25 protein-coding genes and 1 pseudogene are annotated in these 24,079 nt (G+C 66.0%); 12 read left to right on the forward strand and 14 right to left on the reverse strand.

Features of this window, described 5'->3' with window-relative positions:
* Positions 1-127: 127 nt before the first annotated feature.
* Positions 128-817 (reverse strand): dienelactone hydrolase family protein, encoded by a 690-nt coding sequence (locus tag AADJ04_RS08650; RefSeq protein ID WP_067513430.1) that lies wholly within the window; start codon positions 815-817, stop codon positions 128-130.
* A gap of 168 nt (positions 818-985) precedes the next feature.
* Here AADJ04_RS08650 and AADJ04_RS08655 point away from each other — a divergent pair, with 168 nt between their 5' ends.
* The 3 genes from AADJ04_RS08655 (at position 986) to creC (ending at position 3,848) form a co-directional block, all read left to right on the forward strand.
* On the forward strand, positions 986-1,621 hold the full coding sequence (locus AADJ04_RS08655; protein ID WP_142085426.1) for a MarC family protein: 636 nt from the start codon (positions 986-988) through the stop codon (positions 1,619-1,621).
* 6 nt (positions 1,622-1,627) lie between these two features.
* On the forward strand, positions 1,628-2,329 hold the full coding sequence (locus AADJ04_RS08660; protein WP_207373625.1) for a winged helix-turn-helix domain-containing protein: 702 nt from the start codon (positions 1,628-1,630) through the stop codon (positions 2,327-2,329).
* A gap of 73 nt (positions 2,330-2,402) precedes the next feature.
* Positions 2,403-3,848: a two-component system sensor histidine kinase CreC gene (gene creC / locus AADJ04_RS08665; RefSeq protein WP_341239367.1), complete on the forward strand. Its 1,446-nt coding sequence runs from the start codon at positions 2,403-2,405 to the stop codon at positions 3,846-3,848.
* A gap of 34 nt (positions 3,849-3,882) precedes the next feature.
* Here creC and AADJ04_RS08670 read toward each other — a convergent pair whose 3' ends face one another.
* Positions 3,883-4,032: a hypothetical protein gene (locus AADJ04_RS08670; protein ID WP_273623908.1), complete on the reverse strand. Its 150-nt coding sequence runs from the start codon at positions 4,030-4,032 to the stop codon at positions 3,883-3,885.
* A 228-nt stretch (positions 4,033-4,260) separates the two neighbouring features.
* Between AADJ04_RS08670 and creD the strand changes: the two genes are divergently transcribed.
* Positions 4,261-5,769 carry a cell envelope integrity protein CreD gene (gene creD / locus AADJ04_RS08675; protein WP_341239368.1) on the forward strand — a complete coding sequence of 503 codons (1,509 nt, stop codon included), beginning with the start codon at positions 4,261-4,263 and terminating at the stop codon, positions 5,767-5,769.
* Positions 5,766-6,020, forward strand: coding sequence for a hypothetical protein (locus tag AADJ04_RS08680; RefSeq protein ID WP_341239369.1), 255 nt, complete (start codon positions 5,766-5,768; stop codon positions 6,018-6,020). The genes creD and AADJ04_RS08680 overlap by 4 nt, the downstream gene beginning before the upstream one ends.
* A 196-nt stretch (positions 6,021-6,216) precedes the next feature.
* Here the strand turns inward: AADJ04_RS08680 and AADJ04_RS08685 are convergent, their stop codons facing one another.
* From AADJ04_RS08685 to AADJ04_RS08695, 3 genes are all read right to left on the reverse strand, one after another.
* Positions 6,217-6,723, reverse strand: a complete 507-nt coding sequence (locus AADJ04_RS08685; RefSeq protein WP_066691996.1) for a hemerythrin domain-containing protein — start codon at positions 6,721-6,723, stop codon at positions 6,217-6,219.
* Positions 6,724-6,891: 168 nt separating this feature from the next.
* Positions 6,892-7,473, reverse strand: a complete 582-nt coding sequence (locus AADJ04_RS08690) for a hypothetical protein (protein WP_207373622.1) — start codon at positions 7,471-7,473, stop codon at positions 6,892-6,894.
* Between the two features lie 72 nt (positions 7,474-7,545).
* Positions 7,546-7,764 carry a CsbD family protein gene (locus AADJ04_RS08695; RefSeq protein ID WP_044395415.1) on the reverse strand — a complete coding sequence of 73 codons (219 nt, stop codon included), beginning with the start codon at positions 7,762-7,764 and terminating at the stop codon, positions 7,546-7,548.
* A 517-nt stretch (positions 7,765-8,281) separates the two neighbouring features.
* On the opposite strand from AADJ04_RS08695, the pseudogene AADJ04_RS08700 reads away from it, so the two are divergent.
* A pseudogene (locus AADJ04_RS08700) lies at positions 8,282-8,743 on the forward strand (DUF1501 domain-containing protein); the annotation flags it as partial.
* 36 nt (positions 8,744-8,779) lie between these two features.
* Here AADJ04_RS08700 and AADJ04_RS08705 read toward each other — a convergent pair.
* The 4 genes from AADJ04_RS08705 to AADJ04_RS08720 are packed head-to-tail and all read right to left on the reverse strand — an operon-like array spanning position 8,780 to position 12,513.
* Entirely contained in the window at positions 8,780-9,484 is a 705-nt protein-coding gene (locus AADJ04_RS08705; RefSeq protein WP_341239370.1) for an ABC-type transport auxiliary lipoprotein family protein, read from the reverse strand.
* Between the two features lie 18 nt (positions 9,485-9,502).
* Positions 9,503-10,480 carry an MlaD family protein gene (locus AADJ04_RS08710; protein ID WP_341239371.1) on the reverse strand — a complete coding sequence of 326 codons (978 nt, stop codon included), beginning with the start codon at positions 10,478-10,480 and terminating at the stop codon, positions 9,503-9,505.
* The gene (locus tag AADJ04_RS08715) at positions 10,480-11,376 is read right to left on the reverse strand and encodes an ATP-binding cassette domain-containing protein (protein ID WP_341239372.1); all 897 of its coding nucleotides are present in this window, start codon (positions 11,374-11,376) and stop codon (positions 10,480-10,482) included. The genes AADJ04_RS08710 and AADJ04_RS08715 overlap by 1 nt, the downstream gene beginning before the upstream one ends.
* A gap of 3 nt (positions 11,377-11,379) precedes the next feature.
* On the reverse strand, positions 11,380-12,513 hold the full coding sequence (locus AADJ04_RS08720) for an ABC transporter permease (protein ID WP_341239379.1): 1,134 nt from the start codon (positions 12,511-12,513) through the stop codon (positions 11,380-11,382).
* A 251-nt stretch (positions 12,514-12,764) separates the two neighbouring features.
* Between AADJ04_RS08720 and AADJ04_RS08725 the strand changes: the two genes are divergently transcribed.
* Positions 12,765-14,444 carry a GMC family oxidoreductase N-terminal domain-containing protein gene (locus AADJ04_RS08725; RefSeq protein WP_341239373.1) on the forward strand — a complete coding sequence of 560 codons (1,680 nt, stop codon included), beginning with the start codon at positions 12,765-12,767 and terminating at the stop codon, positions 14,442-14,444.
* A gap of 105 nt (positions 14,445-14,549) precedes the next feature.
* Here AADJ04_RS08725 and AADJ04_RS08730 read toward each other — a convergent pair whose 3' ends face one another.
* A complete protein-coding gene (locus AADJ04_RS08730) occupies positions 14,550-14,894 on the reverse strand; it encodes a hypothetical protein (RefSeq protein ID WP_341239374.1) in 345 nt (114 codons plus the stop codon).
* 340 nt (positions 14,895-15,234) lie between these two features.
* On the opposite strand from AADJ04_RS08730, the gene AADJ04_RS08735 reads away from it, so the two are divergent.
* The 5 genes from AADJ04_RS08735 to AADJ04_RS08755 all read left to right on the forward strand — a co-directional run bounded on the left by AADJ04_RS08735 (position 15,235) and on the right by AADJ04_RS08755 (position 19,692).
* On the forward strand, positions 15,235-15,993 hold the full coding sequence (locus tag AADJ04_RS08735) for a TSUP family transporter (protein WP_066691066.1): 759 nt from the start codon (positions 15,235-15,237) through the stop codon (positions 15,991-15,993).
* A 216-nt stretch (positions 15,994-16,209) separates the two neighbouring features.
* Positions 16,210-16,971, forward strand: a complete 762-nt coding sequence (locus AADJ04_RS08740) for an ABC transporter substrate-binding protein (RefSeq protein ID WP_044395358.1) — start codon at positions 16,210-16,212, stop codon at positions 16,969-16,971.
* 195 nt (positions 16,972-17,166) lie between these two features.
* The gene (locus AADJ04_RS08745; RefSeq protein WP_044395356.1) at positions 17,167-17,949 is read left to right on the forward strand and encodes an amino acid ABC transporter permease; all 783 of its coding nucleotides are present in this window, start codon (positions 17,167-17,169) and stop codon (positions 17,947-17,949) included.
* The gene (locus tag AADJ04_RS08750) at positions 17,946-18,698 is read left to right on the forward strand and encodes an amino acid ABC transporter ATP-binding protein (protein WP_044395355.1); all 753 of its coding nucleotides are present in this window, start codon (positions 17,946-17,948) and stop codon (positions 18,696-18,698) included. Before AADJ04_RS08745 ends, AADJ04_RS08750 begins: the two co-directional genes overlap by 4 nt.
* Positions 18,699-18,783: 85 nt before the next feature.
* A complete protein-coding gene (locus tag AADJ04_RS08755) occupies positions 18,784-19,692 on the forward strand; it encodes a DMT family transporter (RefSeq protein WP_207373614.1) in 909 nt (302 codons plus the stop codon).
* 180 nt (positions 19,693-19,872) lie between these two features.
* Here AADJ04_RS08755 and mrdA read toward each other — a convergent pair whose 3' ends face one another.
* The 4 genes from mrdA to AADJ04_RS08775 form a co-directional block, all read right to left on the reverse strand.
* Positions 19,873-21,813 carry a penicillin-binding protein 2 gene (mrdA, locus tag AADJ04_RS08760; protein WP_066694831.1) on the reverse strand — a complete coding sequence of 647 codons (1,941 nt, stop codon included), beginning with the start codon at positions 21,811-21,813 and terminating at the stop codon, positions 19,873-19,875.
* Between the two features lie 103 nt (positions 21,814-21,916).
* Positions 21,917-22,435, reverse strand: a complete 519-nt coding sequence (gene mreD / locus AADJ04_RS08765) for a rod shape-determining protein MreD (protein WP_341239375.1) — start codon at positions 22,433-22,435, stop codon at positions 21,917-21,919.
* Positions 22,436-22,490: 55 nt separating this feature from the next.
* Positions 22,491-23,408 carry a rod shape-determining protein MreC gene (gene mreC / locus AADJ04_RS08770; RefSeq protein ID WP_341239376.1) on the reverse strand — a complete coding sequence of 306 codons (918 nt, stop codon included), beginning with the start codon at positions 23,406-23,408 and terminating at the stop codon, positions 22,491-22,493.
* A 129-nt stretch (positions 23,409-23,537) separates the two neighbouring features.
* Positions 23,538-24,079, reverse strand: a 542-nt coding sequence (locus AADJ04_RS08775) for a rod shape-determining protein (protein WP_341239377.1), incomplete at its 5' end; no start/stop codon positions are given.

Below are 24,079 nucleotides of genomic sequence, written 5' to 3' on the forward strand. Positions count from 1 at the left end.
GAGGCCTAAAAGGCTTGAATTTTGCAATGCAGCTGGCCATGGCTTTCCCCAGTTGAATGCGATGCCCCACCGTGCTTTGACGCGCACAGCCACGCAGCGCGGAGGCTGCGGGCCATGCTACGGGCGATCAGCCCAGGTGCTTGTCGAAAAACGCCAGCGTGCGGTCGCGGGCAGCCAGGGCGGCAGCCTCGTCGTAGCTGCCGCGCTGGTCACAGTTGAAGCCGTGGTCAGCCTGGTACACATGCACTTCCACGCCGGGCTGGGCGCGGTCAAAGGCCTGCACGCTATCCAGCGGAATCCAGTGGTCGCGCTCACCAAAGTGGGCCAGCACGGGCACCTTGGGCTGGCGGGCGGCTTCCTCAGGGGTTGTCATACCGCCGCCGTAGTAAGGCACGGCCGCCGACAGGCCGGTGAGCGTGCACGCAGCGCGCCATGTCAGCAGCCCACCCCAGCAAAAGCCCACAATGCCCACCTTGCGGCCGCTGCGCTGGGCGGCGTAGTCAATGGCGGCCTGGATGTCGGGCATCACACCGGGGGCGGGCAGCGCCTCCACAGCGGCTTTCAGCTCCATGCCGGCCTGCATGTCGTCGGCGGTGTAGCCCAGCTCCACACCGGGCTTGACGCGGTGGAACGTGGCGGGTGCCACGGCCAGGTAGCCGCGCGCGGCAAAGCGGTCGGCCACCGCGCGGATGTGGGAGTTCACCCCGAAAATCTCTTGCAGCACCACCACCGCGCCCCGGGGCGTGGTGTCGGGCTCCGCCACCCAGGCGGGCAGCACAAAACCGTCGGCAGATTTCAAATCGACAAATTGACCCATGTGTTTGCTCCTGAAAACTGTTCCAATGCGCCATTCTTGCAGCAGACGGCATTCCATGGACCACCTTGGCGTAAACACCAGCACCGGGCTCGGCCTTGGCACGGTGCATGCTGTCGCCCTGCGCTGCCGCCCTTTGCTTTCATCCTTTTTTGTTTTCGGAGACCGCTGATGGATCTCAAACCGCTCATCACCCTGCTGGCCATCGTCAACCCGCTGGCCATCGTGCCGTTCTTCATCCACTACACGCAGGGCTTTTCGGCGGCGCAGCGGCGCAGCACCATCCGCACGGCGGCGTTTGCGTCGTTCTGCGTGATTGCGGCCTGTGCGCTGCTGGGGTTGCAGATTCTGGAGTTCTTCAACATCTCGCTGCAGAGCTTTCAGGTGGGCGGCGGCATGCTGCTGCTCATCAGCGCGATGAACATGCTCAACGCCCAGCCCGCCGAGGCTAAGCCCAGCACCAATGAATACGAAGAAGGCGCCGAAAAAGCCGCCGCAGGCAGCAGCATTGCGGTGGTGCCGCTCACCATTCCGCTGCTCACCGGCCCGGCCAGCATGTCCACCGTGGTGATTTATGCCGACCGCGCCCAGACCTTCTGGCAGCACGCCGCGCTGGTGGGCTACGGCGTGGTCATTGCCCTGGCCACGGCCGTGTGCTTCTCGCTGGCCGACCCCATCGCCCGCGTGCTGGGCAAGACCGGCATCAACGTGATGACGCGGCTGATGGGCCTGATCCTGGCCGCACTGGCGGTGGAGGTGATGACGGACGGGCTGGGCAAGATTTTCCCGGTCCTCATTGCGCGCTGATCGCCCATGTCCACCCGCCTGCTGCTGCTCGAAGACGACCCCGCCATCGCCCGCACCGTGGCCTATGCGCTGGAGCGCGACGGCCTGCAGGTGACGCACTGCCTGCTGGTGCAGGACGCACGCCAGCAAATGCAGCGCCACCCGTTTGACTTGCTGGTGCTGGACGTGGGCCTGCCCGATGGCAATGGACTGGACCTGCTGCGCGACGTGCGCCACGGGCAAGCCGCTGCGGCCCTGCGGCTGCGCCAGGCCACGCCGGTGCTGATGCTCAGCGCCCGGGGCGAGGAGCTGGACCGCGTGCTGGGCCTGGAGCTGGGCGCCGACGACTACCTGGCCAAGCCCTTCAGCCCGCGCGAGCTGGCCGCCCGCATCAAGGCCCTGCTGCGCCGCGCCGCCATGCCTGCGCCCGCCGCCGTGGCCGCCACGCCTTTTGTAGACGACGAAACCGGCCAGCGCATCACCCTGCACGGCCAGGCCCTGCCGCTCACGCGGCGCGAATACCGTCTGCTGTCGCACCTGCTGCGCGGCGCAGGCCGCATCCATTCGCGCGACGCCCTGCTGGCCGCCGCCTGGGGCGACGACAGCGAGAGCACCGACCGCACGGTGGACACGCACATCAAAACCCTGCGCGCCAAGCTGCGCGAGGTGGATGCCGGGCGCGAGTACATCAGCACCCACCGGGGCATGGGCTACTGTCTTGATGTTTAAAGCCAAATCAGCCGCCAGCGCTTATTCAGCAAGCGCCAGCAGCTATCATTTTTGATTGAAGGGCTGTGCACCCATGCGCCTGGGCATCCGCCTGCTGTTCGCCTTCTTCCTCATCAACGGCATTGCCGCGTTCTTCGTGCTGCGCGTGTTCATGGCCGAGATCAAGCCCAGCGTGCGCGAGGTGATGGAAGACATGATGGTGGACACGGCCAACCTGCTGGCCGAGGTGGCCAGCGACGATCTGGCCAGCGGGCAGCTGGCGCGCGATGCCAGCCAAAGCCGCTTTGCCCAGCGGGTGCGGCACTACGCTACGCGGCCCATTGATGCGGGCATCTGGGGGTTTTCCAAACAGTCGCTGGACTTTCGCGTGTACGTGACCGACCACCAAGGCCGCGTGCTGTTCGATTCAGAAAACCAGGCGGTGGGCGCCGACTATTCACAGTGGCGCGATGTGGCGCGCACGCTGCGCGGCGAGTACGGGGCCCGGTCCACCCGCGAGGTGGCGGGTGACGACACCAGCGGCGTGATGCATGTGGCTGCGCCCATCTACGTGGACGAGCGCATTGCCGGGGTGCTGACGGTGGCCAAGCCCACGCGCACGGTGCAGCGCTTTATCGACCGGGCCGAGCGCAAGGTATTCATGGGCGGCTTGCTGCTGCTGGCCTTGTCAGCCGCCGTGGGTGTGGGCGTGACGCTGTGGATGGTGTGGAACGTGCGCCGCCTGCGCGACTACGCCCTGAGCGTGCAAGGCCCGGCCGACAGCGAACACGGCACCCTGCCCGCCCAGCCCCTGGCCGTGCCCCAGGTGCCCGGCGAACTGGGCGACCTGGCACGCGCCATGGACCGCATGCGCGTGCGGCTGGAAGGGCGCGACTACATCGAAGGCTACGTGCGCGCCCTCACGCACGAACTTAAAAGCCCCGTGGCTGCCATTCGCGGCGCGGGCGAGTTGCTGCAGGACGACTTGCCCGCCGCAGACCGCGCTGAATTTGCGACGCAGGTGGTGCAGCAAAGCGAACGCCTGCAGCGGCTGATTGACCGGCTGCTTGAGCTGAGCAAGCTGGAGCAGCGCCAGCACGCCGAGGGCAACGCCCCCGTGGCCCTGCACGATTGCGCCGCCGCCGCCATCGCCCACACGCAGGGCCGCGCAGCACAGCGCGGCGTGACGCTAGAGCTCACCGGCCAGGGCCACAGCGGGCCGTGGGAGGCAGAGCTCATCACCCTGGCGATTGGCAACCTGCTGGACAACGCAATTGACTTTGCACCCGCAGGCGGCACGGTGCGGGTGGAGCTGGACGGGGCCACGGTGGCCGTGCAGGACACCGGCCCCGGCGTGCCCGACTACGCGCTGCCGCGCCTGGGCGAGCGCTTCTTCACCACTGCGCGGCCGGGTGGCGAGCGCAGTGGCTCGGGCCTGGGGCTGGCGATTGTGCAGCGGGTGATGGTGCTGCACGGCGGGCAAATGCAGGTGCGCAACACGGCGCCGGGCCTGCGCGTCACGCTGAACCTGGGGCGCTGAGCGCCGCCGCTGCGCGCCCACTCAGGCGCTGGGCTCAAACGCCGTCTTGCGCGGCCAGGGCCAAGCATTCCTCGGTGCCCAGGCAATCTTGCCGGGGCAGATCGAGCCCCCATCGACGCTCGTCGAACAGGTCATCCAGCAGAGCGTCAAACAAATGGGTCCAGCCGAACAGTTTGGAAAACATGGGGCACCTTTGGCGGTGGTTGGTTGCCAGCGAAGGCTATCGCGGCTGTATGACGGTTTGGCGTCAGCCACCGCCACGGCGGGCGGTAGGCCAACACCGCTGCACACAGCGCGTGCTGCCGTGGCTGAGCCACGTGCGTTCACCACTTCACGCCCGCTTCACAAACTTCATGGGCACCTCACGCACGGGCCAAAAACTCGCTCCACATTCAACCCAAGGAGGAGTCTTTTGAAACACCCGCTGATCACCAAACTGGCCGCGCTGGGCGCCGTATTCGTGCTTCTGCTCATCGGCCTGGCGCAGATTGAAGACGTGGTGCGCGACCGCCAGCGCTACCGCACACTCACGGCCCAGAGCGTGGCCGACAGCCTGGCCGGCCCGCAAACGCTGATGGGCCCGATGATCCACAGCGCCTGCGTGGAAAGCTGGGACGCTGAGACCGGCAAGGGCGAGGAGCGCCGCACCACCGAGCAGCGGCGCGAATTTCTGCTCACCGCCATGCCCGAGCAGCTGCAGGTGCGATCCAGCGTGGGCATGGAAGAGCGCGCACGGGGCCTGCACAAGGTCAACACCTTCAACCTCAAGACGCACCTCACCGCGCAGTGGGCCGGGTTGGCCAGCCTGCAGGCGCACAGCACCGTCAAGGGCTCGCGCCTGCAGTGCGGTGCGCCCATCGTGATGGTGGCCGTGGGCGATGCGCGGGGCATTCGCACGGCGCAGGTGTCGCTGGGCGAACAGGCCCTGGCCCTCAAGCCCGGCACCTTCCACCCCACCTACAGCCGGGGGCTGCACGCGGTGCTGCCTGAAGGCGTGCGCGGCCAGGCCGAGCCCCTGACGCTGGCGCTGGACCTGGAATTGGTGGGCACCGAGCGCCTGTCCATCGTGCCCCTGGGCGGCAACACCGATGTGAAGATGACGGGCAGCTGGCCCCACCCCTCGTTCAACGGGCGGTTCCTGCCGTCGGAGCGCACCTGGGGGCCAGAGGGCTTCACGGCCCAGTGGCGCCTGTCATCGCTGGCCACCACGGCGCAGCAGGATGTGCAGGCCGGCCGCCGCATTTGCGCAGGCAGCTACGACGATGCCCCCACCGAGTACGCCCCCGCAGGCACCACACCGCGCGACTGCGCCGACAGCTTTGGCGTGGCCTTTGTGGACCCGGTGAACCCCTACACCCTGGCAGACCGCGCCACCAAATACGGCCTGCTGTTCATCGCCCTGACCTTTGTGGCCGTGGGCCTGTTTGAGCTGATGGGAAATGGCCCCCACGCTCCACCGCTGCGCGGGTCGCTGCCCCCCGAGGGGGCCGCTTTTTCGTCTTGGGACGGCGCGGCGACGAAAAGGCTGCGCGTGCACCCGGTGCAGTACCTGCTGGTGGGCGCGGCGCTGTGCAGCTTTTTCCTGCTGCTGGTGAGCTTGTCCGAGCACCTGCCCTTTGGCTGGTCGTACCTGGCTGCGGCCACCGCCTGTGTGCTGCTGCTGGGCTACTACGCCAGCCACATGCTGGGCGGGCTGGCGCGGGGGCTGCCGCTGGGCCTGGGCATTGGCCTGCTGTATGGCCTGCTGTACGTGCTGCTGCAGCTCGAGCAAACGGCGCTGGCCGTGGGCTCGGTGGCGCTGTTCCTGGTGCTGACTGCGGTGATGGTGCTGACCCGCAAGGTGAACTGGTATGGGCTGACGCCTGCACAGCGCAGCACGCCACCGGCCATGCCCGCTGCCGCGCCCAAGGAAGCGCCATGAACGAAGCCGCTAGCCTGGCCCCGCCCGCACCAGCCTGCGCGGGCCTGACGGAAACCGAGGCGCAGCGGCTGGAGCGCCACCGCCAGCGGCTGCTGCACGCGCTGCAAGCCCAAGACCGGCGGGCGCTGAACACCGCCAAACAGGCCTTGCTGCGCAGCGCCTATCGCCGCCCGGCCACGGCCCCCTTGCGGCGGGCGCTGCGCGATCTGTCGTGGTGGATGGCGGCCATGCTGCTGCCGCTAAGGCGCTGAAAGCGTTTAGAGGTGTTTTAGAGCGGCTAACAAAACTCTTCTGGCGTCGTTGCCGCGTCTTGTCGTACTACGCGTACTGCCTGCGACGCGGCGCCTAGCCAGAACCGCTTCGCTGAGTTTTGTTAGCCGCTCTTAGGGCTACAGCGCTTGTGTAATAAGCGCCAGCAGCTATACCTTAAATAGCATCCAAAGAAACTCAGGCGGCCTCGGCGGGCTCTTTTTCGGGGTGATCCACGCAGCTGTGGGTGCTGCCGCAGCCCTGGATGAGTTCGGCGGGCAATGCATCAGGGGCATGCACCACGCCGGTGGCCGGGTCAAAACCCACGCGGCGCAGGTGCAGGGCCAGCGAGGCGTCCATCATCTGCGCATGCTGGGGGAACCACTGGGCCAGCTCGCCCGTCATGATGCGGATCGGCTGCAGGTCGCCCTGCTCGGCCCGCACGATGCCTTCGCGCATCACCTGCAGCACCACCTTGTGCTGCGTGGTGTGGCAGTTGCCGGAAGCAAAGCGGGTGGCCACCATCCAGGCGTCTTCCTGACCGAAGTGGTGCTCGGTGTGGTCCACCAGTTCCTGCCAGCGTTGCACCACGGTCGCGTCGTCGGCCTGCTCCACCTGGGCCAGCAGATCCACGAATTCGCGGTGGGTGTCGTCCATCAGGGGCAAATCCAGCGCCAGCGCGTCAGACCATTCCAGTGCAGCCATTGTTCTTCCTCGTTGGTGACAAAAGGCGGCAGCTTAGGCAGAACACGGGCTGGGGTTTTGACGCACATCAGGGGGCCTGCCATTGGCAGGCTCCCGTAACAATTTCACCCCGGTGGCTGGGGCGGGCAGGCAGCGCTGCGGCCACCTGCCCCACGGTCAGTGGCGCTTTCAGTTTTGGCCGTGCACGCGCTTGGCGTCGTCCACGCACTTGGACTTGACGTCACCGCTCAGGGCATCGCAGCGTTCCTTGGCGGCCTTGTAGTTGGCTTCGTTCTTTTCGGCGGCAGCGTCCTTGCGGGCCTCTGCCACGTCAGCCTGCTTGGCTGCAGTGTTGTCGGCGGGCTTGGCAACGGCGCGGGCCACCTTGGCGTTTTCCTTGGCGCTCACATGGGCGGCCTTGGCATCCTTCACGCACACGTCCTTGGCGTTACCGCTCAGGTCATCGCACTTCTCCTTGGCGACTTCATAGTCGGCATCGGCCTTGGCTACGCGTGCCTTGTAAGCAGCCTTGTCGCTGGGCTTGTAGCGGGCGTCCAGCTCGGCCTTGGCCACCTTTTCAGCGCCCTTGGCTTCCTTCTGGCAGACATCCTTGGCGTTGCCTTGCAGGGCGTCACATTTTTGCTTGTTGGCCTTGTAGTCGGCAGAAATCTGGTCCTTGGCTGCCTTGTATTCAGCGGGCTCCATAGCCATGGCCGAGGTGGCCATCAGCGTTGCAGCGGACAGGGCGATCAGTGTGCGTGTGAATTTCATGGTCTTCTCCTCAATATTCAATAGGTGGGGTGAACAAGGGCGGCAAGCGCGCAGCCCGAAGGACTGAACAGGTCAGTCGTTGAAACGGAAGGCTGGGTGGCGGGCTTGCCAGTCGCTGATCTGCTTTTCAGCCGCTTCGCGGGCCAGGCCCTGGCGTTCTTGCAGCTTGCCCAGCAGCTGTTCGCGGCGGCCGTCGATCACGTCGAAGTCATCGTCAGTGAGCTTGCCCCACTGCTCTTTCAGGTTGCCCTTGAATTGCTTCCAGTTGCCCTTGATGGTGTCTTCATTCATGGTTCGCATCCTCAGTTCAACTCACCCCAGCCACCCACCCGAAATGCGTGAGATACATGCTGTGGCGATGGAGTCACTGTAGAAAACAAGCCGCGTGGCCAGCGTAGTCCGCGCAAGGCAGGCACCGTCGGCTCTGGCCTACGGCGGTGCAGGACGCGAGCCCCCGGCTGTAGGCGCAGCGCGACAGTGAGGCACCTCTTTGCAACACAGTGGCCCTGGCAGCGCATGGGAATGGGCGCGATCCTGTAACGGCCGTATCGATTGCTCACAAATCGGGGCAAGAGAAAACGACGGTGCTTCTTACACTTTCGAGCGCATTTCCACGGTTGCTCACAACATGACAAATACCCACGAGGAGCCTTTGCGCGCACTGGCGGCAAAGGAAGAAGAGGGGAGCGGACCCACGGCAGCGAGCGCTGCCGTGGGCACTGCATCCGGCACACAACCCATCCCACCGCTGGCCCCCCTGGCAGCCGCGCTGGCCAGCACCGCATTGGCGGCCTGCGGAGGCGGCTCGGGAGGGGCGGACCTGCACGACAACCTCGTCGCACAGCAGCCCAACCTGATGCGGCGCGTGAGCGAAGCCATGACCGCCTTCTACGACGCCACGGTGGAGCTGGGCGTGGCCGACAAGGTGACGGCGTTCACCGCATCCGACTTTGGCCGCACCCTTAGCTCCAACGGCGACGGATCAGACCACGGCTGGGGTAGCCACCACTTCATGGTGGGCGGTGCCGTCAAAGGCCGGGCGTTCTATGGCAAGACGCCACCGGTGAGCATCACCAACACCGCCGACGCCAACGACCAATGGCACGTGGGCCAGGGCCGCCTGCTGCCCAGCACCTCGGTAGACCAGTACGCGGCCATCCTGGCCACATGGTTTGGTGTGAGCAACACCGAACTGGCGGGCGTGCTGCCCAACCTGAGCCACTTTGGCGGGGCGGACTACCCCACCGACCTGGGCTTCATGGCCGCCTGAACGCTGGGTGCGCCCAGCCCAGGCAAAGGGCGCCGCTTACTTCACGCCCTGCGCCACCCACTCATCCACCTCCACCGCCACCTGCCGCGCAGCGGCCGCCAGGGCGCGGGTGCCGCCCGCGGCGTCAGGGGTAGGCGCGGGCTTTTGCACGATGAACACGCGCTGGCCCAGCAGGGTTTCGCCCGCGGGGGTGGGGTCTACCAGGGTGGCGCGCAGGCGCAGCAGGCCGGTGCTTTCGGCAGGGCTGGTGAAGAGGTGGCTGAATTCTTCCAGCTCAATGCGCAGCACGGCGGGCAGTTTGCCGCCGCGGGCGGTGTCGCGCGCCTGGGCGGCGGCATCGGCGTCTTGCAGCACGGCGCGGCGCAGGCCCAGCTGGGCGCGCAGGGCTTGCTGCACCAGTTGCACGGGCGGCTGGGTCCAGCGGGCCAGGGTGTAGGGGCGCAGCTGTTGGGCGTCGGCGTAGTTCAGGCGGTACAGCACGGCGGTGCTGCTTTCTGACAGGCCCGTCGCCTCCACGTCGGCCAGGGCAATGGGGGGCAGGCTGGCGCGGCGGTCGGCGGCGGGCAGGCTGGTCAGCCCCGGGCCAAAGTCGTACGAGACAGGGCGATTGGGCGGCGTTGGCAAGGCGCTGCAGCCCACCAACAATACCAGACAAAAAGTGGCTGCAGCGCTTTTGCAGCAAGCGTTAGTAGCTATGTTTTCAATAGCATTCATGGCAGAACGTGCGAAGGGTGTGTGCATGGCGCGTGCCTTTGTCGGTCAGGGGTGGGCCAGGGGCGGGGCAAAGCCGGGCTCGCCCGGGCCGGGCGGCAGGCGGCCGCTGCCGTAGATGAAGAGTTGCGGGTTGTCGCTGACGGCGCTGGCGGCCAGGCCCATCTGGCGCACGGCGCGGCCGGTTTCGTCGGCGGCGCGGTTGATGCTGGGCAGGGTGGAGCGGCTGAAGTTGTCAGCCGCTGCCGCCATGACCTGGGTGCCGTGGGTGAGCTGGTCGATGGCGCCGCCTTCGGCGCTCAGGCGCTGGGTGGTGGTGCGGATGTCGTTGGCCATGGCAGTCACACTGGTGCCCGCCTGCTGCAGCGATTTCAGCGTGTGGCGCGCGTCGTCGGCCAGCGGGGGCAGCGCGGCCAGTGCGGGGTCCAGCCGGTTTTGCAAGGTGGCATCGAGCCGCTGGGTAAGCGCGTTGACGCTGCCCGCCGCCTGGCCGATGTTACCCAGCGCCTGGGTGATGCGCTGCTGGTTCTCATCGCCCAGCAACTGGTTGATGCGGCGGGTGGCTTCCTCGACCTGGGCCAGGATGTTGGGGGCTTGCTCGGCAATGCGCCCAAAGGGCGAGGGCTTGAGCGTGAGGCGCGGCAGGCCGCTGGGGCCGGGGGGCAGCTGGGGCAAGGGCTGGGTGGCGTCGTCCAGCAGCACATGGGCCAGGCCAGTGACACCCTGGTAGCCCAGCGTGGCAAAGGTGGTGGGGCTGACAGGCGCGTTGTGGTTGACGGCGATGCGAATGAGGACGTTGCCGGACACCTGCGGGTCAAACCCGATGCGCTCCACCTTGCCCACGGCCACGCCCTTGTAGCGCACGGCGGCCTGGGGCTGCAGCCCGCTAACTCCATCGCGGGTGGTGAGCTCGTACAGGTCGTAATTGGCGTTGTCGCGGGTGAGCCAGATGGCCAGGCCCGCCAGCAACGCCGTCACGACAATGACAAAGATGCCTGCGGCAAGGGCGTGTGATTTGTTTTCCATCAGGTTTCCTTGGAGGGCGCGGCGGCATTTGGCGTGGCTGCCGGTGCAGGCTGCTGCAGCGGCGCCATGGCGCGCTGGCCGCGTTCGCCCATGAAGAAGTGTTCGATGAACGGGTGCTTGAAATGCGCCACCTCGTGCGGTGGGCCGGTGACGATGACTTTTTTATCGGCCAGCACGGCCACGCGGGTGCTCAGGGCAAACAGGGTGTCCAGGTCGTGCGTGACCATGATGACGGTGAGCCCCAGGGCAGCGCGCAACTCGCGCACCAGGGCACAGAAGTCGTCGGAGCTGCTGGGGTCCAGCCCCGCAGTGGGCTCGTCGAGCAGCAGAAGGGGCGGGTCCATGATGAGGGCGCGGGCCAGGGCCACGCGCTTGACCATGCCTCCCGACAAGTCGGCGGGCATGCGGGTGGCGTGCTCGGGCTTGAGGCCCACCATCTGCAGCTTGACCAGGGCGGCGGCACGCACCAGTTCTTCGGGCAGGGTGCCTTGCTCGCGCAGGGCAAAGGCCACGTTGTCGAGCACGTTGAAGGCCGAGAACAACGCGCCGTGCTGGAACAGCATGCCCACGCGGCTGGCAGCACCTTCGCGCCCCATTTCAGACGCCGGGCGACCCAGCACGGTGACGGTGCCGCGCGTGGGCTGGGCCAGCCCCAAAATCTGCCGCAGCAGCACGGTTTTGCCCGTGCCCGAGCCGCCGACGAGCGACAACATTTCACCGCGCTGCACGACGAACTCCAGGTCCTGGTGCACGGCAAAGGCTTCGGTGCCTTTGCCAAACACCGTCCACAGCCCCTTGGCTTCGACGATGGGCGGTTCGTGGACAGGTGTGTGCGCCGCCACGGCAATGGCGTCGGGGGTGGCCAACAGCGGTGGGTGCGAGTGCGTGGTGGTCATGGTTCAGATCCCCACGTTGCGGAAGGCCACGGCGAAGATCGCATCCACGATGATGACCATGGTGATGGACGTGACCACCGAAGCGGTGGTGCCCTCGCCCAGGCTCTGGGTGTTGGGCTTGACGCGCAGGCCCCAGTGGCAGCCGATGAGCGCAATGAGCCCCCCGAACACCACCGACTTGGCCACCGCCAGCCCGAGGTTGCCCACCTTCACGGCGGCGGGCAGGGCTTGCACGAAGTAGGAAGGCGAGATGCCCAGCGTGATGTCGGCCGCCAGCATGCCCCCGGCCAGCGCGGCCAGCGTGGTCCACACGCTGATGAGCGGCATGGCCAGCGCCAGCGCCAGCGTGCGCGGCATCACCAGCCGAAAACCGTGCGGAATGCCCATGACGCGCATGGCGTCCAGCTCTTCGGTCACGCGCATCACACCAATCTGCGCAGTGATGGACGAGCCTGAACGGCCCGCGACCAAAATGGCCGCCAGCATGGGCCCCAGCTCGCGGATGAGCGAGATGCCCAGGATGTTGACGATGAATGATTCGGCACCGAACTGGCGCAGCTGCAGGCTCATCAGGTAGGCCAGCACCACGCCAATCAAAAAGCCCACCAGCGCGGTGATGGGCAGCGCCGTGGCGCCCATGCGGTAGAGGTGGCCCGACACATCGCGCCACGGGCCGCGCCGGGGGTTGCGTGCCAGGCGCAGCAAATCCAGCACCAGCTGGCCCACCATCTGCACCATATGCCGGGCATGGTCCAGCCCGTGCAGCACCAGCACGCCCAGGCGGTCCACCTCGTCAAACAGGCGCCAGGGAGGAGGTGCGGGCGGGTTGGTGATGGTGAGCTCTGCCACGCGCTCCAGCAGGGTGCGCTGCACGTCGGTCAGCGCCAGGCGCGCGGGCCAGGCATGGCCCCAGTGGTTCCACAGCAGCTGGGCGCCCACATGGTCCAGCCACTGCAGGCTGCGCAAATCCCACCCCAACGTGGCGGCGGGTGCGTTGTCTTGCAGCTGGCGGCGCAGCAGCTTCCACTGCGCCCGCGTGCCCAGTTCGGCCGCGCCCCAGCGCCCTTGCGGCTGCGCGCACGGCCCATCGGGCGTGTCGGTGCGGACGATGCGGGGGGCAACGCTGTCAATGGTCATGGTGAGGGCGGCGCGGGCCGCCGGGCGGGCAATGAGGGTGAACGACAGAGTCAAGCATGGTAGCGGAGCCGCGTGAAGCGCTTGGCACATTCTTCCAGCGGGCAGATGTAATTTTTATCAAAACACCCTCCAGCGCTTATTAAACAAGCGCAGCCAGCTATCTATTTGATAGCAACAGGCATTTACCCCATCGACAGACGGTGGGCGCTCAGCACAATGGGGCGGGTTACCAATCCGTTTTCGACCCATCCATGAGCGACACCCAGTTTGACTACATCATCATTGGCGGCGGCACTGCAGGCGCGTTGCTCTGCAACCGCCTGAGCGCCAGTGGCCGCCACCGCGTGCTGCTGGTGGAGGCGGGGCGAAAAGACGACTATCACTGGATCCACATCCCTGTGGGCTATCTGTACTGCATTGGCAACCCCCGCACCGACTGGCTCTACCACACCGAGCCCGACGCAGGCCTGAACGGCCGCACCCTGCGCTACCCGCGCGGCAAGACGCTGGGCGGCTGCAGCAGCATCAACGGCATGATCTACATGCGCGGCCAGTCGCGCGACTACGACCAGTGGGCCGAGCTCACGGGCGATGACAGCTGGCGCTGGGACAACGTGCTGCCCCACTTCCGCCGCCACGAAGACCACTGGCGGCTGGACCAGCCCGAGGGCGTCAATGAAAACTTCAAACGCCTGCACGGCAACAAAGCCACCGGCAGCACCGGCGAATGGCGCGTGGAAAAGCAGCGCCTGCGCTGGGATGTGCTGGACGCCTTCGCGCAAGCCGCCCAGGAAGCCGGCATTGCCGCCACCGACGACTTCAATGGCGGCACCAACGAGGGCGTGGGCTACTTTGAGGTGAACCAGAAAAGCGGCTGGCGCTGGAACACGGCCAAGGCCTTCCTGCGCCCCACCTGCTATGGGCGGCCCAACTTTGAGATGTGGACCAGCGCGCAGGCCACGCAGCTCATCATCGAAACCCAGCCCGATGGCAGCCGCCGCTGCACCGGCGTGAAGGTGTGGGACGGCCACGAGATGGTGACCGCCCACGCCGCCCGCGAGGTGGTGCTGAGCGCAGGCGCCGTGAACTCGCCGCAGCTGCTGCAGCTCTCGGGCATCGGGCCCGCAGCGCTGCTGCGCCAGCATGGCATTGACGTGGTGCAAGATTTGCCCGGCGTGGGTGCCAATTTGCAAGACCATTTGCAGATCCGCTCGGTCTACAAGGTGCAGGGTGTGCCCACACTCAACACCATGGCCAACTCGCTGGTGGGCAAGGCCAAGATCGGGCTCGAATACGTGCTCAAGCGCAGCGGCCCCATGAGCATGGCGCCGTCGCAACTGGGCGCCTTCACGCGCAGCAGCGACGAGCATGTGTACCCCAACATCCAGTACCACGTGCAACCCTTGTCGCTGGATGCGTTTGGCGAGCCGCTGCACAGCTTCCCGGCCTTCACGGCCAGCGTGTGCAACCTCAACCCCACCAGCCGGGGCACGGTGCAGATCAAGAACGCCGACTTCCGCACTGCGCCCGCCATTGCACCCAACTACCTGAGCACCCCCGAAGACCGCAAGGTGGCCGCCGACAGCCTGCGCGTCACCCGCCGCATCGTGGCCCAGCCCGCGCTGGCCAAGTACCAGCCTGAAGAATGGAAGCCCGGCACCCAGTACCAGACGGACGAAGACCTGGCGCGGCTGGCGGGCGACATTGCCACCACCATCTTCCACCCCGTGGGCACCACCAAGATGGGGCACGACCAGGACCCCATGGCGGTGCTGGACAGTCAGATGCGTGTGCGCGGCATCCAAGGCCTGCGCGTGGTGGATGCAGGGGCCATGCCCACCATCACCAGCGGCAACACCAACTCGCCCACGCTGATGATGGCCGAGCGGGCCGCGCAGTGGATGGTGGAGGCGCAGCGGGCGGGTGGCTGACGCAGCCTCGCGCACTCGTCAGTCCAAACGCATACACAGGGCGATGGGCAATGCGCCATGGCAGGGCCGCCGGCCCACGGCGGGGCGGTTCAGCACGGCGCCAGATCAGCGGATACCACCCACATAACGCCGCGCCCGCGAATGCCCCGCGGCCGCAGTGTGCGCCGACGGTGCGGCAGCCTGCTCTGCTACACGGGCGGCCTCGGCCTCGCGGGCACTGCGGCGCAACTCGGCCGCCAAGGTGTCTTGCATGCAGTGATCCAGGCGGTCGGCCCACTCGATCAGTTCAGGGGCCTGGTCCAACACGGCGCGTTCGCGGGCGAAGCGGGCGATCTCGCGGGCATAGCTGCCGTTGCTGGCCATCCATTCGGTGTCTGTCACGCGGCCCGTCTTGCGCCGCAGCAGCACATGCAGGTGCGCGGCGATGGCGAGTTTCTCGCTGTGGTTCATCTGTTGCTACCTCCGTTGCCTTCGGGGGTTTGCACAAGGCGTGCCAGCGCTGCGCCCCGTTTGGTGCACTGCACCATCCCTCGGGAAACTCCCAATGCACCACGGAAGTGCAGGGGTTACAGTGCAATCACTCACGGGGCTCCAAGGCGTCCCAGATGAGGGGACCGAGGAGACAACCCTTAAACCAACTACCAAGATAAGCACCCAACGAGGTGCGCAAAATTTTCGAAGCGCTGGCGATCCCAGCGCTTTTTTTTTTCGTCTGCACCTGCGCAGCGCTGTCGCCAGTTCCAGCGCGTTGCTACCAAGGTCATAGCAGCAGGGGTGCGAAAATCGGGCGATGGAATGGATTTTTATCACCTTCGCCTCGCTCCTGGCAGGCTTCATTGATGCGATTGTGGGCGGCGGCGGGTTGATCCTGACCCCGGCCCTGTTTGCCGCCTTCCCAGGGGCAGCACCAGCCACGCTGTTTGGCACCAACAAGGCCGGGTCGGTGTGGGGCACCGCCATGGCCACCTGGCAGTACAGCCGCCGCGTGGAAATGCGCTGGGCCGCCCTGCTGCCCGCGGCGGCAGCGGGTTTTGCCGGCGCGTTTGCAGGTGCCTGGACGGTCACGGCCCTGTCGCCCGACTTCCTGCGCAAGGTGCTGCCGCTGGTGCTGCTGGCCGTGCTGGCCTACACCCTGGCCAAGAAAGACCTGGGCCGCCACCATGCGCCCCGCTTCAGCGGCAATGCCGAGGTGTGGGTGGCCAGCCTGGTGGGCCTGGGCATTGGTTTTTACGACGGCTTCTTTGGGCCGGGCACCGGTAGTTTCTTCGTGTTCCTGTTCGTGCGGCTGCTGGGCTACGACTTCCTGAACGCCTCGGCCTCGGCCAAGCTGCTCAACTGCGCCACCAACATCGCGGCCATCTCGCTGTTTGCCTTCAAGGGCCATGTCTGGTGGCATTACGCTGTGACGCTGGCCATCGCCAATGTGGTGGGCAGCATGGCCGGCACGCACATGGCACTCAAGCATGGCACCGGTTTTGTGCGCGGCATTTTCATCGTGGTGGTGAGCAGCCTGATCCTGAAGACGGGCTACGACGCGTTCCTGCGCTGAACAAGCGGTGGGCTGACGCCGGTCAAAAAACCGCTGGACGCCCGCGCAACACTAGGGTTGTCCTGCGTGTTCTTCAAAAGAACGGGCGTCCTATAATTATTTCTATTTGATGAACAGGCCCATCGCCCCTGGCGATGGTTGTGTTTTCCGCTTCCGGCTTGCCCACCTGCATGTCGGATTTTTTTGTACCTGAAACTACCCCTGCAGGATCTTGCCATGAAACTGTTGAAGACCGTTGTTACCGCTGTGGCGCTGTGCGCCGCCTTCGTCGCCCAAGCCCGCACGCTCGACGAAGTCAAGAAAGACGGCAAGATCATCGTCGCCACCGAAGGCCAGTTCGCTCCCTTCAACTACTTCAAAGGCACCCAGCTGACGGGCTTTGAAGTCGAAGTGGCGGAGCTGGTCGTCAAGAAGATGGGCCTGAAGCTGGAGTGGAAGACCCTGGGCTTTGACGCCCTGCTGACCGGCCTGGCCCAAAACCGCTGGGATGTCGTGATCGCCTCGCACGGCGTGACCGAAGAGCGCGCCAAGGCCGTGACCTTTGCCAACCCCCACTACTGCTCGGGCGGCATGATCGTGGCGATGGACGCCAAGATCCGCACCGCTGCGGACCTGACTGGCAAGGTGGTAGCCGTGCAAACCGGCACCAGCTACCTCACGAACGTGCAAAAGCTCGCGGGCGTGAAGGAAGTGAAGAACTTCCCCCAAGACACCGACGCCCAGCGCGCCCTGATCTCCAAGCGCGTGGACGCCTGGGTGAGCGACAAGTTCGTGGCCAAGGAAGCCGCGGCCAAGAACGCCAAGGCCGGCTTCAAGCTGGGCGACATGCTGTTCATCGAGCGCATTGCCCCCGCCATGGCCCTGGGCAACACCAGCCTGACCGAAGCCTGGAACAAGGCCTTCGCCGAAGTGCTGGCCGATGGCAGCTACGCCGCCGTGTCCAAGAAGTACTTCAACGAAGACGTGCGCTGCAACTGATCTGCAAGCACAAGGGGCTGCCGGATGAGGGGCTGGCGTGGCGCACACGCTGCCCTTCACTGGCAGACACCCCGGGGTGCGCAGGGGGCTTGCCCCCTGCGCACCTTTTGTTTTTGCTGGCACACTCGGCACCTTCGGTGCGCAGAGCCTGCCGCTGAACTGATCCAGAACTGAGACCGAACGGTCATTTCATTCATGCTTATCGCCCTCTGGCCGCAAACCTGGTCCCGCCAGCAGCGCAGCAATGCCACCCTTGTCGCCGCGCTGGTGCTCATGGTGCTGGCCCTGTCGCTCCTGGGCCAAGTGCTCTCGTTCCTTCCCGAGCCCATTGGCTCCAACGCCCAAGCCTTCTCTGATGGCGCCCGCACCACCCTGTGGCTCACGCTCGTCAGTGGCGCAGTCGGCCTGGTGCTGGGCACCGTAGCGGCACTGGCCCGCACTGCCCGCTGGGTGGCTGTGCGCTGGGTTGCCAGCTTCTACATCTGGGCCATCCGCGGCACGCCGCTGCTGGTGCAGATCCTGTTCGTGTACTTTGCCCTGCCGGTGCTGGTGCCGGGCCTGAACCTGCCCGACTTCGCCGCCGCCGTGGTGGCCCTGGGTCTGAACGTAGGCGCCTACAACGCCGAAGCCCTGCGCGCTGGCCTGCTGGCTGTGCCACGCGGCCAGACCGAGGCCGCCAAAGCCCTGGGCCTGGGCCGCACGCATGTGTTCCTGGACGTGGTGTTCCCCCAGGCGTTCAAGATCTCGCTGCCGCCGCTGGTCAGCAACTTTGTGGCGCTGCTCAAGGATTCTTCGCTGGCCTACGCCATCGGCGTGGTGGAGCTGACCAATGTGGGTAACCGTATCCAGTCGGCCACCTTCCAGCCGATTGCCACGCTGACCACGGTGGCCGTCACATACCTGCTGCTCACCACACTGGTCACGCAGATCTCGAACGCGGTCGAGTACCGCTTTGACGTGGAGGGCCGCAACCAATGAACTCCAACGCCCAACCCAAGCCCTACATCGTGGCCGAGCGCGTGTGCAAGTCGTTTGGCACACACCAGGTGCTCAAGGACGTGTCCACCGTGTTCCACACGGGCGAGGTCACGGTCATCATCGGCGCCTCCGGCTCCGGCAAGAGCACGCTGCTGCGCGCGATCAACCGGCTGGAGCCCCATGACAGCGGGCGCATCACGATCGATGGCGTCGATGTGTGCGACGACCTGGCCACGCTGCAGCGCCAGCGTTGCGAAGTGGGCATGGTGTTCCAGCAGTTCAACCTGTTCGGCCACATGAGCGTGCTGGACAACGTGACGCTGGCGCCCCGCCGCATTCGCCACACGCCGCGCGCGCAAGCCAACGAAGAGGCCATGCAGTTGCTGCGCCGCGTGGGCATGCAAGACCACGCCCACAAGTACCCTTGGCAACTGTCGGGCGGACAGCAGCAGCGGGTGGCCATTGCCCGCGCCCTGGCCATGCAGCCCAAAGTGATGCTGTTTGACGAGCCCACCTCGGCACTCGACCCCGAAATGGTCAAGGAAGTGCTGGACGTGATGCGCAGCCTGGCGCGCGGCGGCATGACGATGATCGTCGTGACCCACGAAATGGGCTTTGCCCGCGAGGTGGCCGATCGCGTGATGTTCTTCGACCAGGGCCGCATCGCGCACGACGCGCCACCCAAGGAGTTCTTCAGCAACCCGGCCAACGACCGCATCCGAGCATTCCTCGGTCAGGTCAGCCACTAGCCCTTAACCCGCGCATCAGCCGCAAGGCCGCCGGGCAACCGGGGGCCTTTTTCTTTTTTTTGGTTTTGTTCTGGAGTCGTTAGCCATGCGCACTGAACGCTCGGGCCTGATCGCCCTGCTCATCGTCACCGTAGTGTGGGGCACCACCTTCCCCGCCATGAAGCTGCTGTCAGCGCAGCTGGATGCGCTGCAGATCATCTGGCTGCGCTTTGCGATTGCGCTGGTGGTGTTGCTGCCCCTGTGGCTGGGCATGCACCGCAATGAACGGCGCTGGGGCACGGCGCTGGGTCTGTTGCTGTTCCTCGCGTTCTGGCTGCAGATTGAAGGGCTGGCGCGCACCAGCAGCAACCGCAACGCGTTTGTGACCGGCCTGAACGTGCTGGTGGTGCCCTTGATTGCCATGCTGGCGCTGGGCCGCCGCTACGGCTGGCAACTGTGGGCTGCATGCGCCATGGCGTTTGCGGGCATGGCGCTGATGTTCCATGAAAACGAGCCATGGAACCTGGGCGATACGCTCACCCTGGCCAGCACGGTGTTCTACGCGCTGTACATCCTGGCGCTGGAAGAATGCTCGCGCCGCACCAGCGCTGCACCGCTGCGCGCCACGCGCATGGCTGCCGCGCAGGCGCTGGTGATGTGCGTGGCCTCCACAGCCCTGCTGTGGGGGCGCGATGGTCACATGGACTGGCTGCCCGGCCTCACCCGGCTGGAGAGCACCGCCTGGCTGGCGCTGCTGTACCTGGGCCTGCTGGCCAGCGTGGTCGTGGTGATCCTGCAGGCCTGGGGCCAGCAGCGCGTGGACGCCATGCGCAGCGCGATTGTGTTTGGTCTGGAGCCTGTGTTTGCGTCGCTGACGGCCTGGTTCCTGCTGGGTGAAAGCCTGGGCTGGGCGGGCGTGGGAGGGGCAGCCCTGATCGTGACCGCGCTGGTGGTGAGCCAGTTGCAACCCGCCAGTGGGGCCACTACCCCGGCAGCCCAGCCAGAGAAGGCCTGAGTGAGAGCGCTGACTGCCGCGCCACAGCGCGCCCAGGCTGTGGCGCAGTGTGGAAGATACGGGGAGCAAGCTCTGCCACAGAGCCCTGCACGGCCACAGGCACTGCACCAGACTTCATACCAAAAGTGGCCCTAGCGCTTATTCCACAAGCGCAACCAGCTCTTAATTTGATAGCAAAACTCAGGGAGTGGGCAGCACAATGTCTGCCGCCTTGCGCGGCTTGCCCAGCGGGGCAGACGCCTGGCCCTTGCGCACGGCCGCGATGTCTTCTTCGCTGGGGTAGTCGCCCAGCAGCCAGTAGTCGAACACGCGCCGCGCGATGGGGGCGGCGTGGGCGGCACCAAAGCCGGCGTTTTCCACAATCACCGCCACTGCAATTTCGGGTGCCTCGGCCGGGGCAAACGCGGCATAGAGCGAGTGGTCGCGCTGGTGCTCTTCCAGCAGCTTGGCGTTGTACTTCACGTTCTGGCCCAGGCTCACGGCCTGCGCGGTACCGGTCTTGCCGGCAGAAGAATAGGGCGCGCCCGCGAACACCCGGGTGCCCGTGCCGCCCTTGTTCACCGCAATCAGGGCGTTGCGCACGATCTCCACGTTCTTGGGCTTGTAGCCCAGGTCTTGGCCTGGCGGCTGGGGCACGGGGCTCAGCTCGCCCGTTACCGTATCTTTCACGGCCTTGATGAGGTGGGGCGTGTAGCGCGTGCCGCCGTTGGCCAGGGTGGCCTGGGCCACGGCCAGTTGCAGCATGGTGAAATTGTTGTAACCCTGGCCAATGCCGAGCGAGACGGTTTCCCCAGGAAACCAGCGCTTCATCTCAGGCCGCTTGTAGGTGTTGCGCTTCCATTCGGTGCTGGGCAGGGTGCCGCGCACCTCGCCGTTGAGATCAATGCCCGTGGTCTGTCCGAAGGTCAGGGGCTTCATGAAATCGTGGATGGCGTCCACGCCCATCTCCACGGCCAGCGAGTAAAAGTAGGTGTTGCTGGAGAACTGGATGGCGCGGTGCATGTCGAGCGCGCCCAGGCCGCCTTCGTGGCTGCGGAAGGTGCGGCCGCCAAAGTTGTAGTAGCCGGGGTCGCTCACGATCATGCTGGGCGAGCGCTTGTTCAGCTCCAGCGCGGCCAGCGCCATGAAGGGCTTGTAGGTGGAACCGGGCGGGTACAGACCCCGCAGTGCTCGGTTGAGCAGGGGTTTGTCGATGGACTCGTTGAGCGCAGTCCAGTTCTCCACGTCGATGCCTTCGACAAACAGGTTGGGGTCGAACGTGGGCTTGCTCACCAGCGCCAGCACTTCGCCGTTGCGCGGGTCAATGGCCACCAGAGCGCCTCGGCGGTCGCCAAACAGGTCTTCCACCATCTTCTGGAGTTTGATGTCCAGCGAGATCATCACGCTCTTGCCGGGCGTGGCGGGGCGGCTGGCCAATTTGCGCACGGCGCGCCCGCCGGCCGATGTCTCCATCTGCTCCACGCCGGTGATGCCGTGCAACGCGGTTTCAAAGCTCTGCTCCACGCCCAGCTTGCCGATGTACTCGGTTCCTCGGTAGTTGGCCTCGTCGTCTGCGTCCTGGATGCGCTGCTTCTCGTTTTGGTTGATGCGACCGATGTAGCCAATGGCGTGGCTGCCGATCTCGCCCAGGGGGTAGTTGCGGAACAGACGCGCCTTGATCTCCACTCCAGGGAAGCGGTACTGCTGCGCGGCAAAGCGCGCCACTTCCTCATCGGTCAGCCGGGTCCGGATGGGCAGCGATTCGAAGTTCCGCGACTCTTCCAGCAGCCGCTTGAAGCGGCGACGGTCGCGCTGGTGGATGTCCACCACCTTGGAGAGCTGGTCAATGGTTTCTTCGAGCGGTGCGGCGCGCGAAGGGGTGATCTCCAGCGTGTAGGCCGCGTAGTTGGTGGCCAGCACCACGCCGTTGCGGTCCAGGATCAGCCCGCGGTTGGGCACGATGGGCACCACGGCCGTGCGGTTGCTCTCAGCCTGCGCCGCCAGGTCTTCGTGGCGCACCACCTGCAAAAACACCAGGCGCGCCACGATCAGGCAGAACGCCAGAAACACCACCAGCCCCACCGCCAGCACCCGCAGGCGCAGGCGCGAGGCATCGGCCGCCACGTTGCGAATTTCGGTCATGGCTGGCGCGCTCCGGCGTGGTCACGCCGCACGGGCGCAACAGGGGCCGCACCGGTGCACAGTCCGGGGCACGGCAGTCGTGGCTGGCCTGCACTCGCCATGGTCACAGGGGGCGGTTCTCGTCGCGGTCCGGGGGGCGGCGCTGGGGCGCCAGCAGCATCCAGCTGGCCAGCGGCCACAGGGCCAATTCCAGCACCGGCGCGAGCAACACCCAGAACCCCGGAAACGTGCCACCGGCCAGCAAGCGCAGCACCACTTCGATGCCATGCGCCAAGGCAAACAGCGGAAACACCTGCAGCGCCTGCGCTGGCCCGCTGAACCACAGCAGGCGGCGGTGCATGGCAATCGCGCTGTACGAAAGCACGGTGTACACCAGGGCATGCTGCCCCAGCAGGGCCGACTGCCCCACGTCCATGCAAAGCCCCAAGGCAAACGCCACGCCCATGCCCGTGCGCAGGGGCTGGTGCACGCCCCAGAAGACGATCAGCACCATCAACAAATCTGGCAGCCACACCCAGCGCCCCAGTGGCACCAGATTAATGGCCAGGCCGATCAGCAGGCTGACGGCAATGAACGCGGGGTTGACTGGCAGCAGCAGTTGCTGCCCACGCGGCATGATCATGCGGACTCCCCTGCGCAGGCTGGGCGCACGCAAAGCGATGGCTGGCAGCACGGCATCATTTGCGCGCCCTCTTGCCGTGCTCTGCCTGGGCGGGCTGGGGGCGCGGTGGCAGGTGGTCGGTCAGCGGTTTGAGCACCACCACGTGGCGAACCCCCTGCACCTGGGCAAGGGGCTGGCAATAGATGCGGGCGAATGCAGAGTCGGCACGCCGCTCCACATGGGTCACCCGCGCCACGGGCAGGCCCGGTGGGTAGACTCCGTCCACACCACTGGTGGTGAGCAAGTCGCCTTCGCGCACATCGGCATTGGCCTGGATGAACCGCAGCTCGATCCCGCCGCCATGCTCGGCCGTGGGGTCGCCGTAGGCCACTGCACGCGCGCCCGTGCGCAGGTTGAGGACGGGAATGGCCTGGTCACGGTCCACCAACAGCGTCACTTCGCTCACCAGCGGAAAGACGCGCGTGACCTGCCCAAGCACACCGCCTTCGTCCATGACGGGCACCCCCTGCTCCACCCCATGCACCTGCCCCTGGTCGATGACCACGCGGCGGGTGAACGCGTCTGCAGTGTCGTAAATCACCTGGGCGGCCTGCGCTGGCGTGTCCAGGCGGTCACGCAACTCCAGCAGTTTGCGCAGTCGTATGTTTTCCTGGGCCAGTTGCTCCGCCTGGTGGGCTTGCTGCGACACCACGACAAGTTTCTGGGCGGCAGCATCGGCCGCGGCCTGGGCCGACTGCAGCGACTGGAAGTAACCAGAGCCATGCCGAGACCATTCCACCGGCTGCAGCATGAGCCATTGCACGGGGTACAGCACCGTGCCAATCGCCTGGCGCACCGGTCCTGTGATCTGGAAACGGGTGTCGGCCACCATGAGGAACAAGGCCAGGGCGCTGAAGGCGGCCAAACGCGACAAGGCCGAAGGGCCTTGCTTGAACAACGGGGGCGCACTGCGCTCTAAGGTTCCCAGGGGCATAGAGGGCAGTGCTCAGGAATGGTCGCGTAGGGGTTGAATCACTGCAGTGGATTCACAAAGCATTGAAGCATCAGCGATCATGCCGTATTGACCAGAGCGCCCCACCGGGGCGGCCCTGGCACTGAGAAATTACTCGCTGGTGAAGATGCTGCCCAGGCGGTCCATGCGCTCCAGCGCAATGCCGCAGCCGCGCACCACGCAGGTCAGCGGGTCTTCGGCCACCAGCACGGGAAGGCCGGTTTCTTCGGACAGCAGACGATCCAGATCGCGCAGCAGCGCACCACCGCCCGTCAGCATCATGCCGCGGTCAGAAATGTCGGCGCCCAGTTCGGGCGGGGTTTGCTCCAGCGCGTTCTTCACGGCAGAAACGATCTGGTTGAGCGGTTCGGTAAGAGCTTCCAGCACCTCGTTGGACGAGATGGTGAAACTGCGTGGCACGCCTTCGGAAAGGTTGCGGCCCTTGACTTCCATCTCCTTGACTTCCGAGCCTGGGAAGGCAGAGCCGATGTTCTTCTTGATGGCTTCGGCCGTGGGTTCACCGATCAGCATGCCGTAGTTGCGACGGATGTAGTTGATGATGGCTTCGTCGAACTTGTCGCCACCTACGCGCACGCTGCCCTTGTAGACCATGCCGCCCAGCGAGATGATGCCCACCTCGGTGGTGCCGCCGC

The sequence above is a fragment of the uncultured Acidovorax sp. genome (assembly GCF_964021665.1).
GTDB classification, from domain to species: Bacteria; Pseudomonadota; Gammaproteobacteria; order Burkholderiales; family Burkholderiaceae_C; genus Acidovorax; species Acidovorax temperans.

Bases quoted from the DNA above. Each gene is read 5' to 3' on its own strand.
- AADJ04_RS08650 (WP_067513430.1), bottom strand. From the start codon at position 817: ATGGGTCAATTTGTCGATTTGAAATCTGCCGACGGTTTTGTGCTGCCC.
- AADJ04_RS08655 (WP_142085426.1), top strand. From the start codon at position 986: ATGGATCTCAAACCGCTCATCACCCTGCTGGCCATCGTCAACCCGCTG.
- AADJ04_RS08660 (WP_207373625.1), top strand. From the start codon at position 1,628: ATGTCCACCCGCCTGCTGCTGCTCGAAGACGACCCCGCCATCGCCCGC.
- creC (WP_341239367.1), top strand. From the start codon at position 2,403: ATGCGCCTGGGCATCCGCCTGCTGTTCGCCTTCTTCCTCATCAACGGC.
- AADJ04_RS08670 (WP_273623908.1), bottom strand. From the start codon at position 4,032: ATGTTTTCCAAACTGTTCGGCTGGACCCATTTGTTTGACGCTCTGCTG.
- AADJ04_RS08680 (WP_341239369.1), top strand. From the start codon at position 5,766: ATGAACGAAGCCGCTAGCCTGGCCCCGCCCGCACCAGCCTGCGCGGGC.
- AADJ04_RS08685 (WP_066691996.1), bottom strand. From the start codon at position 6,723: ATGGCTGCACTGGAATGGTCTGACGCGCTGGCGCTGGATTTGCCCCTG.
- AADJ04_RS08690 (WP_207373622.1), bottom strand. From the start codon at position 7,473: ATGAAATTCACACGCACACTGATCGCCCTGTCCGCTGCAACGCTGATG.
- AADJ04_RS08695 (WP_044395415.1), bottom strand. From the start codon at position 7,764: ATGAATGAAGACACCATCAAGGGCAACTGGAAGCAATTCAAGGGCAAC.
- AADJ04_RS08705 (WP_341239370.1), bottom strand. From the start codon at position 9,484: ATGCACACACCCTTCGCACGTTCTGCCATGAATGCTATTGAAAACATA.
- AADJ04_RS08710 (WP_341239371.1), bottom strand. From the start codon at position 10,480: ATGGAAAACAAATCACACGCCCTTGCCGCAGGCATCTTTGTCATTGTC.
- AADJ04_RS08715 (WP_341239372.1), bottom strand. From the start codon at position 11,376: ATGACCACCACGCACTCGCACCCACCGCTGTTGGCCACCCCCGACGCC.
- AADJ04_RS08720 (WP_341239379.1), bottom strand. From the start codon at position 12,513: ATGACCATTGACAGCGTTGCCCCCCGCATCGTCCGCACCGACACGCCC.
- AADJ04_RS08725 (WP_341239373.1), top strand. From the start codon at position 12,765: ATGAGCGACACCCAGTTTGACTACATCATCATTGGCGGCGGCACTGCA.
- AADJ04_RS08730 (WP_341239374.1), bottom strand. From the start codon at position 14,894: ATGAACCACAGCGAGAAACTCGCCATCGCCGCGCACCTGCATGTGCTG.
- AADJ04_RS08735 (WP_066691066.1), top strand. From the start codon at position 15,235: ATGGAATGGATTTTTATCACCTTCGCCTCGCTCCTGGCAGGCTTCATT.
- AADJ04_RS08740 (WP_044395358.1), top strand. From the start codon at position 16,210: ATGAAACTGTTGAAGACCGTTGTTACCGCTGTGGCGCTGTGCGCCGCC.
- AADJ04_RS08745 (WP_044395356.1), top strand. From the start codon at position 17,167: ATGCTTATCGCCCTCTGGCCGCAAACCTGGTCCCGCCAGCAGCGCAGC.
- AADJ04_RS08750 (WP_044395355.1), top strand. From the start codon at position 17,946: ATGAACTCCAACGCCCAACCCAAGCCCTACATCGTGGCCGAGCGCGTG.
- AADJ04_RS08755 (WP_207373614.1), top strand. From the start codon at position 18,784: ATGCGCACTGAACGCTCGGGCCTGATCGCCCTGCTCATCGTCACCGTA.
- mrdA (WP_066694831.1), bottom strand. From the start codon at position 21,813: ATGACCGAAATTCGCAACGTGGCGGCCGATGCCTCGCGCCTGCGCCTG.
- mreD (WP_341239375.1), bottom strand. From the start codon at position 22,435: ATGATCATGCCGCGTGGGCAGCAACTGCTGCTGCCAGTCAACCCCGCG.
- mreC (WP_341239376.1), bottom strand. From the start codon at position 23,408: ATGCCCCTGGGAACCTTAGAGCGCAGTGCGCCCCCGTTGTTCAAGCAA.